This window comes from Arthrobacter sp. 49Tsu3.1M3, from assembly GCF_900168135.1.
In the GTDB taxonomy this organism is placed as follows: Bacteria; Actinomycetota; Actinomycetes; order Actinomycetales; family Micrococcaceae; genus Arthrobacter.
Genome location: NZ_FUZD01000008.1, coordinates 16,786 through 34,512 on the forward strand (window position 1 = coordinate 16,786; position 17,727 = coordinate 34,512).

At 69.0% G+C, this 17,727-nt stretch carries 10 protein-coding genes and 1 pseudogene; 6 read left to right on the forward strand and 5 right to left on the reverse strand.

All coding sequences use genetic code 11. The annotated features are described in order from the left end of the window. The first annotated feature begins 1 nt into the window (after position 1). Complete coding sequence (hemL, locus tag B5X90_RS10905) at positions 2-1,348, forward strand: glutamate-1-semialdehyde 2,1-aminomutase (RefSeq protein WP_079552876.1); 1,347 nt, start codon at positions 2-4, stop codon at positions 1,346-1,348. Between the two features lie 71 nt (positions 1,349-1,419). Here the strand turns inward: hemL and B5X90_RS10910 are convergent, their stop codons facing one another. From B5X90_RS10910 to B5X90_RS10920, 4 genes are all read right to left on the reverse strand, one after another. Further along, positions 1,420-2,157: an amino acid ABC transporter ATP-binding protein gene (locus tag B5X90_RS10910; RefSeq protein WP_026538379.1), complete on the reverse strand. Its 738-nt coding sequence runs from the start codon at positions 2,155-2,157 to the stop codon at positions 1,420-1,422. After that, a complete protein-coding gene (locus tag B5X90_RS21410) occupies positions 2,154-2,918 on the reverse strand; it encodes an amino acid ABC transporter permease (protein WP_028277188.1) in 765 nt (254 codons plus the stop codon). Before B5X90_RS21410 ends, B5X90_RS10910 begins: the two co-directional genes overlap by 4 nt. 3 nt (positions 2,919-2,921) lie before the next feature. Then, a complete protein-coding gene (locus tag B5X90_RS21415; RefSeq protein ID WP_218670195.1) occupies positions 2,922-3,857 on the reverse strand; it encodes an ABC transporter substrate-binding protein in 936 nt (311 codons plus the stop codon). A gap of 407 nt (positions 3,858-4,264) precedes the next feature. Then, positions 4,265-4,975, reverse strand: a complete 711-nt coding sequence (locus B5X90_RS10920; protein ID WP_018773857.1) for a 3'-5' exonuclease — start codon at positions 4,973-4,975, stop codon at positions 4,265-4,267. Positions 4,976-5,070: 95 nt separating this feature from the next. Between B5X90_RS10920 and B5X90_RS10925 the strand changes: the two genes are divergently transcribed. From B5X90_RS10925 to B5X90_RS10935, 3 genes are read left to right on the forward strand one after another with little or no spacing between them, the layout of a single operon-like run. Next, positions 5,071-5,487, forward strand: a complete 417-nt coding sequence (locus tag B5X90_RS10925; protein ID WP_079552878.1) for an MGMT family protein — start codon at positions 5,071-5,073, stop codon at positions 5,485-5,487. A 26-nt stretch (positions 5,488-5,513) separates the two neighbouring features. After that, positions 5,514-8,867 carry an ATP-dependent helicase gene (locus tag B5X90_RS10930; RefSeq protein WP_372702888.1) on the forward strand — a complete coding sequence of 1,118 codons (3,354 nt, stop codon included), beginning with the start codon at positions 5,514-5,516 and terminating at the stop codon, positions 8,865-8,867. Then, positions 8,864-12,427, forward strand: coding sequence for an ATP-dependent helicase (locus B5X90_RS10935; RefSeq protein ID WP_079552880.1), 3,564 nt, complete (start codon positions 8,864-8,866; stop codon positions 12,425-12,427). The genes B5X90_RS10930 and B5X90_RS10935 overlap by 4 nt, the downstream gene beginning before the upstream one ends. A 518-nt stretch (positions 12,428-12,945) precedes the next feature. On the opposite strand, the pseudogene B5X90_RS10940 reads toward B5X90_RS10935, so the two are convergent. Beyond that, positions 12,946-14,187 (reverse strand): annotated as a pseudogene (locus B5X90_RS10940) (phosphotransferase); the annotation flags it as partial. 186 nt (positions 14,188-14,373) lie between these two features. Between B5X90_RS10940 and nudC the strand changes: the two are divergent. Beyond that, entirely contained in the window at positions 14,374-15,465 is a 1,092-nt protein-coding gene (gene nudC, locus B5X90_RS10945) for an NAD(+) diphosphatase (protein WP_079552882.1), read from the forward strand. Positions 15,466-15,611: 146 nt separating this feature from the next. Beyond that, entirely contained in the window at positions 15,612-17,714 is a 2,103-nt protein-coding gene (locus B5X90_RS10950; RefSeq protein WP_143264724.1) for an ATP-dependent DNA helicase UvrD2, read from the forward strand. Positions 17,715-17,727 lie beyond the last annotated feature (13 nt).

Genomic DNA, 17,727 nt, shown 5'->3' on the forward strand with positions numbered 1-17,727 from the left:
CATGACTTCCAGCATGCCTCGCAACGAGGAACTCTTTGACCGTGCTCGCCAGCTGATGCCGGGCGGCGTGAATTCACCCGTGCGCGCCTTCGGCTCCGTGGGCGGGACGCCGCGGTTCATGGTGTCCGCCAAGGGTGCCTACCTGACCGACGCCGACGGTGCCGACTATGTCGACCTCGTCTGCTCCTGGGGTCCGGCGCTGCTGGGGCACGCCCACCCGGAGGTCCTGGCAGCCGTGCACGCCGCCGTCGACCGCGGTCTCTCCTTCGGCGCTTCCACGCCGGACGAGGCCAACCTTGCCGCAATCGTCAAGGAGCGCGTCCCGGCCGCCGAGCGCGTCCGGATGGTCTCCACCGGCACCGAGGCGACCATGACGGCCGTCCGGCTCGCCCGCGGCTTCACCGGCCGCAACCTCATCATCAAGTTCGCCGGCTGCTACCACGGCCACCTCGACGGCCTCCTCGCCGCCGCAGGCTCCGGCCTGGCGACCCTCGCGCTGCCCGGCTCGGCCGGTGTCACCGCCGCGACCGCCGCCGAGACGCTCGTGCTGCCCTACAACGACCTCGGCGCCGTCGAAGCCGCCTTCGCCAAGCACGGTGACAGCATCGCCGCCGTCATCACTGAAGCCGCGCCCGCCAACATGGGCGTGGTCACCCCCGGCGAGGGTTTCAACGCCGGCCTTTCCCGCATCACCCGCGAACACGGCGCCCTGCTGATCCTCGACGAGGTCCTGACCGGCTTCCGCACCGGCTACTCCGGCTACTGGGGCCTCACCGGAGGCGCCGCCGACGCCGCCGAGCCGTGGACCCCGGACCTGCTGACGTTCGGGAAGGTCATTGGCGGCGGCATGCCGACTGCCGCCCTCGCCGGACGCGCGGAGGTCATGGACTACCTGGCGCCCCTGGGCCCCGTCTACCAGGCCGGGACGCTGAGCGGCAACCCGGTGGCCATGGCCGCCGGGGTCGCGACCCTCACGCACGCCACCCCCGAGGTCTATTCGTTCGTGGATGCCCGCTCGCTGGAACTCTCCGCGGCGCTGTCCTCCGCACTCGATGCGGCCGGCGTGGACCACTCCATCCAGCGCGCAGGCAACCTGTTCTCCGTGGCCTTCGGCACGGGCGCCCGGGGTGTCCACAACTACGAGGACGCCCAGGGCCAGGAAGTGTTCCGCTACGCCCCGTTCTTCCACTCCATGCTGGACTCCGGGGTCTACCTGCCGCCGTCGGTCTTCGAGGCCTGGTTCCTCTCCGCGGCGCACGATGACACCGCGATGAACCGGATCTTCGACGCCCTCCCGGCCGCGGCGAAGGCGGCGGCCGGCGCCAAGCCGGAGCCTGCAGCTCTTTAACGAGTTAATGACTGATGGCACCCGCCGCGGCGGGTGCCATCAGTCATTTAAGCTGCCTTGGCGCTGGCGAACTACAGAACGTCCGCGAGGAACCCCTGCAGCCGCTCGGTCCGCGGGCTGGTAAAGATCTGTTCGGGCGGACCGGACTCGACGACGACGCCCGCGTCCATGAACGTCACGGTGTCCGAGACATTGCGGGAGAAGCCCATCTCGTGGGTCACCACCACCATGGTCATGCCGCCCTTGGCGAGGTCGGCCATCAGCGCCAGCACACCCTTGACAAGCTCCGGGTCGAGGGCGGAGGTGGCCTCATCGAAGAACATCACCTCCGGCTTCATGGCCAGGGCGCGGGCAATGGCGACACGCTGCTGCTGGCCGCCGGAGAGGTTGGCAGGACGGGCGTCGGCCTTGTGCTTGAGCCCCACCAGGTCGAGCTGCTCAAGTGCCTCGGCCCGTGCCTGCTCGGCCGGCAGCTTGCGCAGCTTCCGCAGCGCCAGCGAGACGTTGTCCACCACGGTCTTGTGCGGGAACAGGTTGAACTGCTGGAACACCATGCCGATCCGCTGGCGCAGCTCGTCCGGGTTGTCCTTCAGGACCGAGCGGCCATCGAGCAGGATGTCGCCCTGGTCCGGTTCGATCAGGCGGTTCATGACACGCAGCAGCGTGGACTTCCCTGAGCCGGAGGGACCGATGACCGAGGCCGTGGTGCCCGTCGGGACGTCCAGGTCGATGCCGCGGAGGACATGGTTTGAGCCGAAGGACAAGTGCAGGTTCTTGCCGGTCAGCGAGCCGGAGGCGAATTCGCTCATGGCTGTGCTCCCTTCCCGATCAGGGCCGCGGCGTCGTCAGGCTGACGTTTCTCCGGACGGCCGGTGCGCAGTCGCTTGTCGATGTAGTTGACCAAGTGGGTGAGCGGAACGGTCAGGATGAGGTACATGAACGCGGCGGCAACCAGTGGCGAGAGGTTTCCCGTGTTGGCGGCGGCGTCGTTACCGATCCGGAAGATCTCGCGCTGGCTGGCGATCAGGCCCAGCAGGTAGATCAGGGACGAGTCCTTGATCAGCGCGATGAACTGGTTGACCAGGGCCGGGAGCACGCGCCGGACGCCCTGTGGAATCACCACGAGGCGCATGGACGAGCCGTAGCTGAAGCCCAGGGCCCGGGAGGCCTCCAGCTGGCCCTTTTCCACGCTCTGGATGCCAGAGCGGAAGATCTCGCCGATGTAGGCCGCCGCCATGAGCGTCAGGGCGAAGATGGCGAGCGGGAATGGGTTCGTGGATCCGGTCGCTACCCGGACTATGGGTCCGAGCCCGAGGCCGATGAGGAGGATGATGACAATAGCCGGAACGCCGCGGAAGATGTCCGTGTAGATCCGGGAGAGCCACCGCAGGGGCGTCAGGCGGGACGTGCCCATGACAGCCAGGACCATGCCCAGGATGCACCCGAGCACACCCGAGGAAACCGCCAGGATCAGGGTGTTGGGCAGGCCGAACATAATCATGTTCGGCAGGACGGCTGCCATCGCCTCCCAGTCAAAGAAGGTCTTTACGAGTTGATCGAGTGCATCCATGGACTAGGACTTCGGAACGGTGACGGCCTTGGAACCCGGGGACCACGTGGCCGGGGTCTCGCGGTCCGGGTACCATTCCTTGGTCAGCTTGGACCAGGTGCCGTCAGCAATCACGGCGTCGAGGCCGGAGTTCAGCGCGTCAATGAGCGGCTGGTTTTCCTTGTTCACGGCGTACGCGGTGAAGTTCTGGGTGTTCACAACCGACTCGGCGATGACCGTGCCGTCGCCTTCCTTGACCTGGCCGGTGGCCTGCTGGGACGGAGCGACCCAGGCGTCAACCTGGCCGTTCTTCAAGTTGGCATACGCGGTGTTGTAGTCCTCGAAGCGGACGGGTTCGATCTGGAGGGTGTTGGTGACGTAGTCATCCTGCACCGTGCCCTGGACCACGGCGATGCGGGTGTCCTTGGTCAGGTCCTTGAACCCCTTGATGTTGGAGTCCTTCTTGGCGACCACGGCCATGTAGCCGAAGTCGTAACCGTTGGTGAAGCCAACGGTCTTTCGGCGCGCGTCGGTGGTGGAGATCGAGGAGGACCCGAGGTCGAACTGCTTGTTCTGGACCTGGGCGAGCAGCGAGGCGAAGCCGGTCGCCTTGAACTCAACCTTGAGGCCCAGCTTGTCCGCAATGGCGCGCAGGAGCTCGTTGTCGTAGCCGGTGAACTTGCCCGACTTATCGATGTAGATGTTCGGCGGGGCGTCCGAAAGGGTGCCCACAGTCAGGGTTCCCTCGCTGATCAGGCCGAGCTTGGACTTGTCAATCTTGTCCAGGGGAGTGACGTCCTTGGTGGTGTACTTGTCCAGGGACTTCTGGTCGCTGCCCTGGAGGGCATCCGTCGATGACGCCGTTGACTGGGCCGAACCGCCGCCGCAGGCTGCAAGGGAAACCGCCACGGCGATGGCCACGGGAACGGTGGTCAGCCACTTCAAGGCTTTGCTTTTCATCACGCAATCACTTTCGTCTGAAATTCAGTGGGTCGCGGGAGGCTCATCGGGTCCCCGGCCGCTGGCTTGGGCGCCGGGTGGAGCAGACACGCCGCGAAAGATAATTGTGTCATCCGACGCGGACGCCCATTCAATCCGAACAAATCAGAGCTGGCGTGTGCAATCTGCGAACTATCTTCAGGTTCATGCCTGATTGGCGGTGATCCTGATAGTGCTGGCGGGGTGACGCGGAATCATCGGCGCCGGAGCGGGCGGCAGGCGGAAGTCGCGGGCGGTGTGACCTCCGTCGCAATCACTGGATTTGCGCTCAGCGGGGGACTAGTTAAGTCGTTTCGCCGGCGAACGTTTCGTTTTAAGAAGTTACCGCGCCGGCGCCCGGGCACCCGGAGTCCCGGCGTTCCGAAATCCTAGAAGTCGCCCCGGCTGGCGTCCTCGGGAGGCAGGACGGGCCAGTCGCCTTCGATCACGGCGGCCGGCTTCGTCTTGCGCAGGTAGCTTTGGAAGTCCGCGGCCTGGGCAGAGGCCCATTCGACCTGGAGCTGGTGCAGGTTGCTCGCCGGCATCCTGAGCTTGGGGAATTTTCCGGCCATGGCATCGAGCATCCGAAGGGTTGCCAGAGCATCGGCCGCGGAGGTGTGCGCGTTGTCCAGATTGACGCCGTACTCCTCGCACAAGGCGGTGAGCGTGCGCTTACCTTTGCGGTACCGGTCCACCTGTTTGTTCATGACGTACGGATCCAGCACGGGGAAGCGGCTCAACTGCGGGACGCCGTAGCGGGCCGACTCGGCGGCGAGCACCGTGAAGTCGTAGCTGGCGTTGAAGGCGATGACCGGCACACCCGTGTCGAAGAGCTCCTGGAGCACGGCTGCGACCTCGCGCGTGACTTCCGCGGCGGGGCGGCCTTCGCTGCGGGCCTTCTCGGTGGTGACGCCGTGGATATCGCTGGCCTCGGTAGGAATCTCGACACCGGGGTCGGCGAGCCACTCGTGTTCCTGGACGATCCCGCCGTCGGAGTCCACCACGGTGATGGATGCTGTGACAATCCGCGCCGCGCGGGAATTCCGCCCGGTGGTTTCGAGGTCGAAGGCTGCGCGGGGGAGGGTGTTCCAAGTGCTCATGCTTCAACGGTAACTGCTGCCACTGACAGTTCCTGACCGCGTGCCGCGTGCCGCCCGGGCACAGTTCCGGAGTCCGGAACGGCTAGGCTGGACCGATGCGGACGGAGTATGTGGAGGCGGTGCTGGAGCTCGTGGCGTTGATCCCGGCCGGCACTGCTGTGGCCTATGGCGACGTCGCGGAACTCCTGGGCGCCGGCGGCCCGCGCCAGGTCGGATCGGTCATGAGCCACTATGGCAGCAGCGTGCCCTGGTGGCGCGTCCTGAGATCCAGCGGGGACGCCCCGCCCGGCCTGGAGCACGAGGCATTGGGCCTTTATCTGCAGGAGGGGACGCCGCTGCTGGGCCGCTACGAGGACTTCCGCCGGACCGGCGAGGGGCGCTGGCGTGTTGACCTGGCCTCCGGCCGGTGGGCACCCACCGACGCCGATTTCGACCTGATCGATGCCATCGCGGAGCGGCTCGAGCGGGAGTCGCATAAATTGTCGGTACCCGATGATGAAATGACTGTGTGAGTACGCCCAGCCACCTCGAACCAAGCCTGCAGCGGTCCGGGTCCCGTCCCCTTCCCGGGGCGGGACGCGCAACGGGAACAGGGCTGCGCCTGTTGCCGCCCCGGACCCAGCACAGCACGGTGCCGGTGCTGTCAGCGGACCAGCTCGCCGCCGTCGAGGTCCCGCCCGGCTCCGGCCCCGTCCTCGTGCCCGGCGCGCCCGGCACCGGTAAGTCGACGGTCCTTGTCGAGGCCGCCGTCCGCCGCACCCTGCGCGATGGCCTGGATCCGGAGCGGATGCTCATCCTGGCTCCCGGTCGGCTCGCCGCGGATACGCTCCGCGACCGGTTCACTGCCCGCCTGGACCGGAGCCTGAGCACGACGCCGGCGCGGACCTGGGCGTCATATGCCTTCGATCTGATCCGCCGTGCCAAGGCCGAAGGCCTCCTGCCGCTTCCGCGCCAGCCGAAGCTGCTCTCCGGCCCGGAACAGGACCTGATCCTCAAGGAACTGCTGGAGGGCCATGCGCTGCCCGGCCTCGAGCTGCCCTGGCCCGAGGACCTGGACGCCGCCCTGCAGACCCGCGGTTTCCGGCAGGAAGTGCGCCAGCTCTTTGACCGGATCATCGAATCCGGGCGGACCGCCGAGGACCTTGTGGCCTTGGCCCGGCAGTGCAACCGGCCGGACTGGATTCCGGCGGCCGCCCTGTATTCCGAGTACCGCGATGTCCTGGACCTGCGCATGCCCGAGGCCTTCGACCCCGCCGGCATCATCACGGCCGCGCGCCAGATCTTCCAGGACTCACCCGATTTCCTCGCCGCCGAACGCGACCGCCTGCAGCTGATTCTCGTGGATGACATCCAGGAGGCGAACCCGGCGGTCTTCGAATTGCTCGCAGACATCGCCGCCGGCAAAGATGCCATCATCACCGCCTCGCCGGACACCGTGGTTCAGGGCTTCCGCGGGGCACGCCCCGATCTCGTGGCGGAGCTTCCCGGCCTCCTGGCCCCTGACGGGACGATCCTGGAACGGTCCCTGTGGACGGCGCATCGGCAGGACCCGGCCGTGGCAGAAGCATGGCTGTCAGTGGCCGGGCGCATCTCCCGCAGGTCCGGCGGCCAATCCGCCCGCCGGCTCGAACAGCCCGGACCAGTGCCGGCGCCGGACGGGCAAGCTGTCCCGACACCGGAAGGAGCCGCCGGCGGCCGCGCGGGGACGGTCGAGGCCCATCTGCTGCCGTCCCCGGTCCACGAGCTGCGGTATGTGGCCCAGCGGATCCTCGAAGCCCAGCTGAACGACGACCGGGAACTCGGGGACATCGCCGTGATCGTGCGCAACGGCGGCCAGCTCAGCCAGTTGCAGCGGTACCTGGCCGGCCAGGGGATCCCGGTCCGGATTCCCGTCGCCGAATCCGCCGTCCGGGACGAGGTCGCGGTCCGTCCGCTGCTCGATGCCTATGCGGTGGCCCTGGACCCTGCCGTGCTCACACCCGAGTCAGCGGTGTCCTTGCTGACGTCCCGGATCGGCGGCGCCACCGCGATTGAACTGCGGAGGCTGCGGCAGTCGCTGCGCCGGGAGGAACTCCTGGGCGGCGGCGGCCGCACCAGCGACGCGCTCCTGGTTGAAGCCCTGCTGGAGCCGGGAGCGCTCACAACGCTGGGCATCGAGGGTCACTCGGCCCGCCGGATTGCCCGGATGATCGCAGCGGGCCGGGACGCCGCCGGTGCCCCCGGCGGCAACGCCGAGACGGTGCTCTGGGCGCTCTGGCATTCCACCGGCCTGGCTTCCCGCTGGACCGACGCCGCCCTCGCCGGAGGACCAGCCGGTGCCCGGGCCGACCGTGACCTTGATGCCATGATGGCGCTGTTCCATACCGCGGAACGTTTTGTGGACCAGCTGCCGGGTTCAGGCCCGGAGCAGTTCCTTGAATACCTGCTCAGCCAGGAACTTCCCATGGATACCCTGGCCGCCCGGGCGCAACTGGAAGACGCGGTGGAGCTCATGACCCCTGCCAGCGCGGCCGGCCGCGAATGGCCGGTGGTAATTGTGCCCGGACTCCAGGAAGGCGTGTGGCCCAACACCCGGTTGCGCGGCGAGCTGCTCGGCAGCACGTTGTTCGCCGACGCCGTCGAGCACGGCGTGGAATATGCCTTGCGACTGGATCCGCAGAGCCGGCTGCGTGAAATCCGTTATGACGAGCTCCGGAGCTTTTCCACGGCCGTGTCCCGCGCCCGGGAGGTGCTGATCTGCACCGCGGTGTCCTCGGAGGATGAGCAGCCGTCCTCGTTCCTGGACTATGTGGCGCCTTTGCAGCCGGGGCAGGACCGCCGGGGGTTTACCCCGGTCGAGCGTCCGCTGACCCTCCGGGCGCTGGTCGCGGAACTGCGGCAATACGCCCAGCTCGACCCGAGGGCGGCCGAAACGGCGGAAGCCGCGGCCGTGCTGGGAGGCCTGGCCACGGCGCAGCCGCCGGTTCCGGGCGCGCACCCCGCGAGCTGGTGGGGTCTGGCGGAGTTGTCCTCGGAGGAGGCGGTGGTTCCGCCGGGCGGTACCGTGTTCGTGTCGCCCTCGAAGGTCGAAACCGTGCAGAAATCTCCGCTGGACTGGTTCGTCCAAGCCGCCGGCGGTGAAGCCGCAACCGACTTTGCCCGCAGCCTCGGAACGCTGGTCCACGCCATCGCGCAGGACCTCCCGGACGCCTCGGGAAGCGAGTATGTCGCCGAACTCGTCCGGCGCTGGCCCACGCTGGGGATGAAGGACAACTGGGAAGGCAAACTGGACTTCCAGCGAGCCGAGTCCATGGTCCGCAAGCTCGCCCAGTATGTCCTCGTAATGCGCAGCGAGGGCCGGAGCCTGGTCGGCGTCGAACAGGACTTTGAGGTGAAGCTGCCGGACGTTCCAGCGGAGGCCACTTCCACACAGGCCGGATCCGATCCCGGCGACGGCGGGAGCACCGGTCCGGCGCGGCCCGCCGTGCTCAGGGGCCAGGTCGACCGGCTCGAGATCGACGCCGAGGGCCGGCTGGTGATCATCGACCTCAAGACCGGCAAACGCCAGCCCGGCAAAGCGGATCTGGACCGGCACCCGCAGCTCGGCGCCTATCAGGCCGCCGTGCTGGCCGGCGGCTTCGCGGGTCCCGACGACGGTCCGCCGCCGCTGCCGGGCGGCGCCGTCCTGGCCCAGCTGGGGACCACAACCAAGAGCCCCGGCATCCAGGCCCAGGCGCCGCTGGATCCGCAGGACAACTGGGCACTGGAGATGGTCGGCGACGCCGCCCGCGTGATGTCCGGCAGTGTTTTCCAGGCCCGCCACGATCCGTCCAAGGGAGGCCACGGCGGCCACGGCTGCCGGCTCCCTGAAGTGTGCCCGCTGTGCGTGCGGGGAAAGCAGGTTACTGAATGAGCCCCGAGGCGCCGGCAAGCGGCCCGACCGACCCGCATCCGGCACCAGCTCCCCTTCCCGCGCCGCGGTTCAGCCCTGAAGAGCTGTCGGCACTGCTGGGGGAGGGGAACAGCCCCACGGCCGAACAGTCCCTGATCATTTCGTCGCCGCTCACGCCGCGGCTCGTGATCGCCGGGGCGGGCTCGGGGAAGACCGCCACCATGGCGGACCGGGTGGTGTGGCTCGTCGCCAACGGCTGGGTCCGGCCGGAGGAAGTTCTCGGCGTCACCTTCACCCGCAAGGCCGCCGGCGAACTCGCCTCCCGGATCCGGGCCAAGCTGGCCGCGCTGGCGCGCATCGCGGCGGCCGACACCGGGAACACGCTCTTCCCGGCCGGGCTGCTGAGCGCGGATGCGCTCGAACCCAAGGTCTCGACCTACCACTCGTATGCGAGCGGCATTGTGTCCGACTACGGTCTCCGCCTCGGCGTCGAACGCGACGTCGTGCTGCTCGGCGGCGCCCAGTCGTTCCAGCTCGCCAGCGAGGTGGTGGAAGCCTTTGACGGGGACTACGAACACTTCCGGTCCGCCAAATCGACGCTCGTCAAGGCCGTGATCCAGCTCGCGGGAGAGTGCTCCGAGCATTTGCAGGACCCGGCCCAGGTCCGTGGCTGGCTGCTGGAACGGGTCGCCGAGTTCGAGTCGCTCCCGTACGTCGCAGAAGCCAGGAAGAACCCCACCCAGGCCGCGGGCGAGCTCAGCGCGATGCTTCGCACGCGGGCCAGCGTCGCGGACATGGTGGGCCGCTATTCCGAGGCGAAGCGCGCCCGCGGCGCCCTGGACTTCGGTGACCTGGTGGCCCTGGCGGCGCGGGTGGCCAGCGAGATTCCGGTCGCCGCCCAAACGGAGCGCCAGCGTTACAAGGTGGTGCTGCTCGATGAGTTCCAGGACACCTCGCACGCCCAGTTGGTGCTGTTCTCCCGGCTCTTCGGCGACGGCCATGCGGTCACCGCGGTGGGGGACCCGAACCAGTCCATCTACGGATTCCGGGGCGCGTCCGCCGGGCAACTCTTCCATTTCGTCCGCGAATTCCCGATCCTCGTCAGCGGCGACGGTACCGACACCGCCCACGGCGGCGAGGGGGACCGGAGCAGCGGGCAGGCCCGGCGCTTTGCCGTGGCGCCCACCTCCTACTTGACTACAGCGTGGCGCAACGGACGCAACATCCTGGCCACCGCCAACCTCATTTCGGCGCCGCTGAGCAAGGCGGCGGCGAACCTCGGGGCCGCCGGCGCCCGGGAAAGCGCCGACGCCGTCGAGGTCCCGCCACTGCAGCCCAGCCCGGCCGCGGTGGACGGCAGGGTGGTGATGGGACGGTTCGCCACGGACGAAGCCGAGGCCGCGGCGATCGCCAGCGACGTGCTGAAATTCCGCGTGACGGACTTCGACGCCGCGCACTCCGCCGACCCGGTCCCGCCGGCCATGGCTGTCCTGTGCCGGCGCCGGGCACAGATGGAATGCATTCGCCGCGAGTTCGAAGTCCGGGGCATTCCCTACGAAATCGTTGGGCTCGGCGGGCTGTTGGACACGCCGGAAATCGTCGATCTTGTCGCTACGCTCCGGGTCCTGGCCGACCCGGGCCGCTCGGACTCCCTCATGCGCCTGCTGGCCGGCGCGCGGTGGCGGATCGGCCCGGCGGACCTGATGGCCCTGCGGGACTGGTCCAGTTTCCTGGCCCGCCGTCGGGGCCGCCCCGGCGGCCCGGACGCCGGTGAAGCCGGACAGGGTGCCGGGGATGACGGGCGTGCCGCCGAGGACGCGATCGACGACGCAGTGATTGAAGGCGACATCACCGATTCGGCCAGCCTGGTCGAGGCTCTGGACTGGCTGCCCCGCGAGGGCTGGATCTCGGCGCACGGACGCGGACTGAGCCCGGAGGCCCGGGACCGTCTGCAGCGGCTCTCGGACGAGCTCCGGCAGTTGCGCAGCTACATGGGGGACGACCTCACCACTTTGCTCGGCGAGGTCGAACGGGCGATGCTCCTGGACATCGAAGTTGCGGCGCGGCCCGGGATCAGCATCCATCAGGCCCGCCGTAACCTGGACGCCTTCCAGGACGCAGCGGCCGGGTTCCTGCACACCTCCCAGCGGGTCGACGTCCTGGCGTTCCTCGCATGGCTGGAAGCCGCGGCGGCCGAGGAAAACGGTCTGGATGCCGCAGCGCCGGAGGTGAACCACGAGGCCGTGCAGCTGCTGACAGTGCATGCCTCCAAGGGGCTGGAATGGGACGTCGTGTTCGTTCCCGGGCTCAATTCCGGGGCGTTCCCCAGCAGCCGGGACTCGCGGTGGAGCAGCGGCAGTGCGGCATTGCCGTGGCCGTTGCGCGGCGACCGCGCCGACTTGCCCCAATGGGATCTGGACCAGCCGGACCAAAAAGGCTGGCTTGACGCCGAAAAGGAGTTCAAGTCTGCCGTCCAGGCGCACGGCGAGGCCGAGGAACGGCGCCTGGCCTACGTGGCGTACACCCGTGCCAAACACGTGCTCTGGCTATCGAGTGCGGCGTGGGTGGGGTCCCGGGCGGGTTTGGCGGAGATGTCTCCCTTCCTTGCCGGGCTCGAGGGCCTTACCGCCGACGGCGCGGCCGAAATCCATCCGCTGTCCGTCAGCGAGGACGCGCTGCCGGCCGAAAGCCCCCTGACCTCCGAACTCGAAGTCGCCGCCTGGCCCTATGACCCGCTGGAGGGCCCGCATGACCCCCGGACGGGTAAACGGCTGCGGCTTGTCCCGGGCCGGCGGGCGGCTATGGAATCCGCAGCGGCCCGCGTCCTGCAGGCAATGGACGCCGGCCCGGATGGCGCGGAGGCCGGAAGACGTCTAGTCCTGCGCGGTCCTGCCGCCGGGTGGGCGCAGGAGGCGGCCACTTTGCTGGAACGCCGCTCCCGGCGTTCGGTGGTCCAGGATGTGCATCTGCCCGGGCACATCTCGGCGTCGACTCTCGTGGACCTGGAAGATGACCCAGGCTCCGTTGTGTCCCGCCTGCGCAGGCCGATCCCGCGCGAACCGGGGATGTCGGCCCGCAAGGGCACGGCCTTCCACGCCTGGGTGGAGGAATACTTCGGCGCCGCCGGGATGCTGGACCTGGGTGAGGCCGCCGGCGCTGACGACCACATCGACGAGGCCTACGGCCTGGATTCCATGGTGGAAACTTTCCGCCAGTCCGAGTGGGCCCACCGCGCCCCCGCCCACGTCGAGGTCCCTGTCGAGACGCGGATCGGCGACGTCGTGGTCCGGGGCAGGATCGACGCCGTGTTCCGCGACGCCGACGGCCGCTGGGATCTTGTGGACTGGAAGACCGGCCGCCGCCCCTCGGCGGCCCAATTGAAGGTCAAGGCAGTCCAGCTCGCCGTCTACCGGCTGGCCTGGGCCCGGCTCAAGGGAGTCCCGTTGGAGGACGTCCGGGCCGCCTTCTACTACGTGGCCGACAACCAGGTGGTCCGCCCCCACGACCTCGGAACGGCGGAAAAGCTTGAGGAAATCGTGGCGGCGGCGCTGGGGAGGACGGCGAAGTACAGCGGCGCCTAACGGATGTCAGCCGGCCGGAGAAAGCCCGCCGAACGAGCCGGCCGGGGCATTACACCTAAACCGGCCGGCAGCCGGCGCTAGCGGGACGCGGAGTCGACCACCGTGATCGCGGCGGTTGACGTGTTGTCACCGGGCCCGGGCTCCGCAGCGGTCTCGGGCTGGACGACAGAGTCGGGCTGAACAACGGAATCGGGCTGGACGACAGAGTCGGGCTGAACAACGGAATCGGGCTGAACGACGGCGATCGATTGCGTCGACGTGTCGGTGCCGGCGGGAACCGCCGCTCCCGCGTCGCTGTCACCGGCCTCACGGACCTCCCCGGCGTCCGCAGCCGCCGCCTGCGGGGCGCCGTCTGGCGCGGCAGCATCGTTGGAGGTCTCGGAGGTCTCGGAGGTCTCGGAGGACTTCGCGGCGCCGGGGATTGCGGTGATGTCGTCGGACCCACCTGCGGCCTGACCGGCGCCCGGCCCGGCGGTTGCCTGCTCGCCTGCGTCAGCGGCAGCGGCTGTGGCTGTGCCTGCGCCAGCGGCTGTGTCTGCGACAGGCTGGGGGACAGCCGCCGGTTCGTCAGCCCCCGTTTCGCGGGGGATAGGCGTGACGTGCACGGCGGGCCGGGCACTGATGCCGGCAGTGGCATCATCAGCCGGAGCGCTGCCCGGGACCGGCTCCATGGGCAGCAGCGTGACCTTGCTGACGGCGGACTCCGTCCCGTTGGCCGCAGGGGCCGGCGGGGCCGGTACCGTCGGTGCATCGACATGAGTACCGGCGTCGGCAATGGCCTGTTCGGTGCCGGGTTCGGGTGCCGCGACCGGCTGCGGCAGCGGTTCGACGCTGATCGGCTGGCCGCCGTGTTCCGCCACGTCCTCGGCCAGTGTGGCGAGCATGGATTCCGCCTCGTCGATCATTTCCTGGTTGCCGGCGGCCATGCCCTTGACCAGATACTGCGCGAGGGCGAATTCGGCGGAGAGCGCGGCCCGCCGCAACAGGTGCGCGTCGGGCACGTCGCGCCGGCTGGAGGTGTAGTGATCCAGGACCGCGTTCACAAAGTCCTGTTCGTTGGAGGCGACCAGCCAGGCCATGTCGTCCGCCGGGTCGCCGATGCGCAGGTCGGTCCAGCCCGTCACGGCGGTCACACGCTCACCCTCGACCAGGAGGTTGTCCTCGTGGAGGTCGCCGTGGACGACGCAGGGATTGAAGCGCCAGAGCGAGACGTCTTCCATGGCGTGTTCCCAGCGCCGCAGCAGCAGCGGCGGGATTTTTCCGGTCGTGGCCGCCTGGTCCAGTTCGTTGAGGCGCCGCTGGCGGAATTCGTTGGGCGTGTAGCTGGGCAGATCGGCGTTGCTCACGATTGACCGCGGGAGGTCATGGATCGCGGCCAGGGCCGCCCCGATTTCGCGGGCCAGCGCGGGCGAGCCGGTGCTGAGCTCGTCCAGGGAGCGGGTGGCGCCGGCCAGGTGCGAATAGACAAACGTGCTGAGCTGGCCCTGGCGGACCGTTCCCGCCACTGTGGGCATGAGGAACGGGAGCTCGGCCCGGATGCCGGGAGCGAAGGCCCGCAGCACCAGGAATTCGGTTTCCAGCCGGGCGCTCGCTTCGGCATGCCGGGGGGAGCGGACGCGCCAACGCTTGCCTTCAGAGTCCAGCAGGAGGGCCGCGTCGAAGTCCGCCGGATCGTCGGGCGCAGAGCTGACGGCGGTCGGGGTCAGGCCGGGTACCGCCGCTGTTGCTACAGCTGCCAGTTCGATTGGTTTCCTTCTCACCCTTCCACGGTAGATTGAGCGGCGCCCAAGTCGGCGATGCACTCCGGCGAGTCTTGAGATCGGGGACAAATCGGAGGGAAAAGGCGCTGAATCCGGGGCAAGCGGCCTGTCCCGCACACGCTGTGGAGCACCCGGCGGCAGGGTCGGCAAATGTCAATTGTCTGCCCGAGTCAGTACGGTGGGTGTATGAGTCTTGCGGAGTCAGCGGCATCTTCATCGGCATCACAGCAAACACCCTCCGAATCCCCGGCACCCGACGGTGCGGCCCCGCGGGTACAACTTCTGCCGGCAAACCACCTCATGGAGACTGTCCTTCCCGTGCGCCCGGCCCTGATCGACCGCGGATCCGCGGCGCGGGTGAAACCCGGAATGCTCGCGGAGCTGGTCCGTTCAGGCGCGGCGCGGGCCGTGGTGCTCTCCGGCCGGCAGGCCCTCGTCAGCGGCAACAGCCTCGTGCTCCTCAACGCGGCCGAGCTCTCCGGGCACCTGGCCAACACCCCGTACGCCCCCGAACACATGATTTACCTCGGTTCCGCCCTGGCCGGTTCGGACCTCGACGCCGGCACCGAACTTGTCCTCTTTGTCCTCCCGCTTCAGTTCGAAGTCCAGGCCGAGGAATTCGAGGCCCACGTGGCCGGCGTTCCCAGCGATGCACAGTGGGTGGGTTTCCGCGAAGTCGCGGCACGCCTGAATGCCACGGACACTGCGCTGTTCATCGAAGCGAGCGCCATCGCGAACTGGCACTCCACCCATACGCACTGCCCGCGCTGCGGCACTCCCACGCAGCCGGAAGCCGGCGGCTGGGTCCGGCGCTGCCCGGCCGATAACTCCGAGCACTTCCCCCGGACGGATCCGGCCATCATCGTCACCGTGGTCGGCCCCGACGGGAGATTGCTGCTGGGCGGAGGCGGCCCGCCCGACGCCCGGAACTATTCGACCCTCGCCGGCTTCGTCGAACCGGGGGAGTCGCTCGAACAGGCCGTGCAGCGTGAAATTGGCGAGGAAGTCGGGGTCCGCGTCACCGCGTCCCAGTACCTTGGATCGCAGTCCTGGCCGTTTCCCGCCTCCCTGATGCTCGGCTTCACGGCCACCACGCCGGACACCGAAGCCCGGCCCGACGGCGTCGAGGTCACCAGGGCACGGTGGTTCAGCCGGGGCGAACTGCAGGACGCCGTCCTCAGCGGCGAGATCGTCATTTCCAGCAGGCTCTCCATCGCCCGGTCCCTTATTGAACACTGGTACGGCGGCGTCATTCAGGACGCCGCGGACAGCGCCTGACCAGGCCTGCCCCTATCCGCAGGACACCGACTACCGACTGAGCAGCAAAAGTGACCACAGAGAAATTGAACTTCAGCACCATCGCCGGCGGGGAACCGTCGGGCGGCCCGACGTCGGGCGATGCCCCCGAACCCGACGGCCGCTCGCTGGAGGAACGGATCCTCGGCGGCCTCGACGCCGAGCAGCGCGAGGTCGCCAGCACCCTGCAGGGGCCCATGTGTGTCCTGGCCGGTGCCGGCACCGGCAAGACCCGCGCCATCACGCACCGGATCGCCTACGGCGTGCACTCAGGGGTGTACAGCCCGCAACGGCTCCTCGCTGTCACCTTCACGGCCCGGGCTGCCGCCGAGATGCGCAGCCGGCTCCGCGACCTCGGCGTCGGCAACGTCCAGGCCCGCACCTTCCACGCCGCGGCGCTGCGCCAGTTGCAGTTCTTCTGGCCGCAGGCGGTCGGCGGCACGTTGCCCAACCTGCTGGACCACAAGGCACAGATGATTGCCGAGGCCGCGCGCCGGCTCCGGCTCAGCACGGACCGCGCCTCCATCCGGGACCTCGCCTCCGAAATCGAGTGGGCCAAGGTATCCATGCTGACCCCGGCGAACTATCTGGAGAACGCCCAGGGCCGGGGCAATCCGGGCGGTTTCGACCTGACGGCCGTGGCACGGGTCTTCCAGTCCTATGAGGACGTCAAGACCGACCGCAACGTCATCGACTTCGAGGACGTGCTGCTGATCACCGTGGGGATCCTGCAGGAGGACCCAAAGGTGGCAGCGACCGTCCGGGAACAGTACCGGCACTTCGTCGTCGACGAGTACCAGGACGTCTCGCCGCTGCAGCAGCGGCTCCTGGAGCTGTGGCTCGGCGGACGCGACGAGCTCTGCGTCGTGGGCGACGCCAGCCAGACCATCTACTCCTTCACCGGCGCCTCCCCGAAGCACCTGCTCGGGTTCAAAGCGATGTATCCCGAGGCCCACGTCGTCAAGCTGATCCGGGACTACCGGTCCACGCCCCAGGTAGTCAGGCTCGCCAACGACCTCCTTGCCGGCCGGCGCAGCGGCGGCCCGGTGGCGGACGCCGCCTGGGCCACGCCTCTCCAGCTCGTGGCGCAACGGCCGGCAGGCCCGGTGCCGCGGTTCACCGAATGCTCGGATGACGAGGCGGAAGCCGCCACTGTCGCCGCACGGATCCGCGAACTCCTCGACGCCGGAACTCCGGCGAGCCAGGTCGCCGTACTTTTCCGCACCAACGGGCAGTCCGAAGCCTACGAACAGGCGCTGGCCTCGGCGGGGATCGGCTACCAGCTGCGCGGCGGCGAGCGGTTCTTCGCGCGGAAGGAGGTCCGGGACGCCATCCTGCAGCTCCGGGCCGCCACCCGGGCGGTGGCTGAAACCGCCACGCCCGAGCCGCTCGGGCAGCTGGTCCGGGACATCGTCGCCTCCCTCGGCTACACGGACGCGGCGCCGCACAGCGGCGGCGCTCTCCGTGAACGCTGGGAATCGCTGGCCGCACTCGTGGCGCTGGCCGACGAACTCGTGATCAGCAGGGGCCCGCAGTTCTCGCTCCCGGACTTTGTCAACGAGCTCCAGGAACGGTCCCTGGCCCAGCACGCACCGACCGTGCAGGGCGTTACCCTGGCATCACTGCACGCCGCCAAGGGCCTGGAATGGGACGCCGTGTTCCTGGTCGGGCTGAGCGAGGGCCTCGTGCCGATCTCGTTCGCGGACACTCCGGAAGCCGTGGACGAGGAACGCCGGCTCCTGTACGTCGGAATCACCCGCGCCCGCGAACACCTGTCCCTGTCCTGGTCCACTGCCCGGACACCCGGGGGACGCGCCAACCGCAAGCCCTCCCGCTTCCTCGACGGCCTGCGCCCCGACTCGGTGGCCAGCTCCCACCTGCGGGGCAAGGGCCCGGCGCCGCGGCGGAAAGCGGCCGTTCCGGCGTCGTGCCGGGTCTGCGGCAGCATGCTCTCCAGCGGCGCGGAGCGCAAGGTGGGCCGCTGCAACCAGTGCCCGCCCACTTACGAGGAACAGACGTTCGACGCGCTCAGGCAGTGGCGGAAGGACGTGGCCCTCGAGGCCGACGTCCCGGCATTCGTCGTGTTCACCGATGCCACCCTGACCGCCATCGCCGAGGCACGCCCCGAGTCGCTGGAGCAGTTGGCCAAACTCGCCGGCGTGGGTCCATCCAAACTGGAGAAGTACGGCGAGGCCGTTCTGACGGTCCTGGCCGAAAGCACGGTTCAGTGAAGTCTGGGGGTTC

Coding starts and splice junctions, on each gene's coding strand:
- hemL (WP_079552876.1), top strand. CDS start 2: ATGACTTCCAGCATGCCTCGCAACGAGGAACTCTTTGACCGTGCTCGC.
- B5X90_RS10910 (WP_026538379.1), bottom strand. CDS start 2,157: ATGAGCGAATTCGCCTCCGGCTCGCTGACCGGCAAGAACCTGCACTTG.
- B5X90_RS21410 (WP_028277188.1), bottom strand. CDS start 2,918: ATGGATGCACTCGATCAACTCGTAAAGACCTTCTTTGACTGGGAGGCG.
- B5X90_RS21415 (WP_218670195.1), bottom strand. CDS start 3,857: ATGAAAAGCAAAGCCTTGAAGTGGCTGACCACCGTTCCCGTGGCCATC.
- B5X90_RS10920 (WP_018773857.1), bottom strand. CDS start 4,975: ATGAGCACTTGGAACACCCTCCCCCGCGCAGCCTTCGACCTCGAAACC.
- B5X90_RS10925 (WP_079552878.1), top strand. CDS start 5,071: ATGCGGACGGAGTATGTGGAGGCGGTGCTGGAGCTCGTGGCGTTGATC.
- B5X90_RS10935 (WP_079552880.1), top strand. CDS start 8,864: ATGAGCCCCGAGGCGCCGGCAAGCGGCCCGACCGACCCGCATCCGGCA.
- nudC (WP_079552882.1), top strand. CDS start 14,374: ATGAGTCTTGCGGAGTCAGCGGCATCTTCATCGGCATCACAGCAAACA.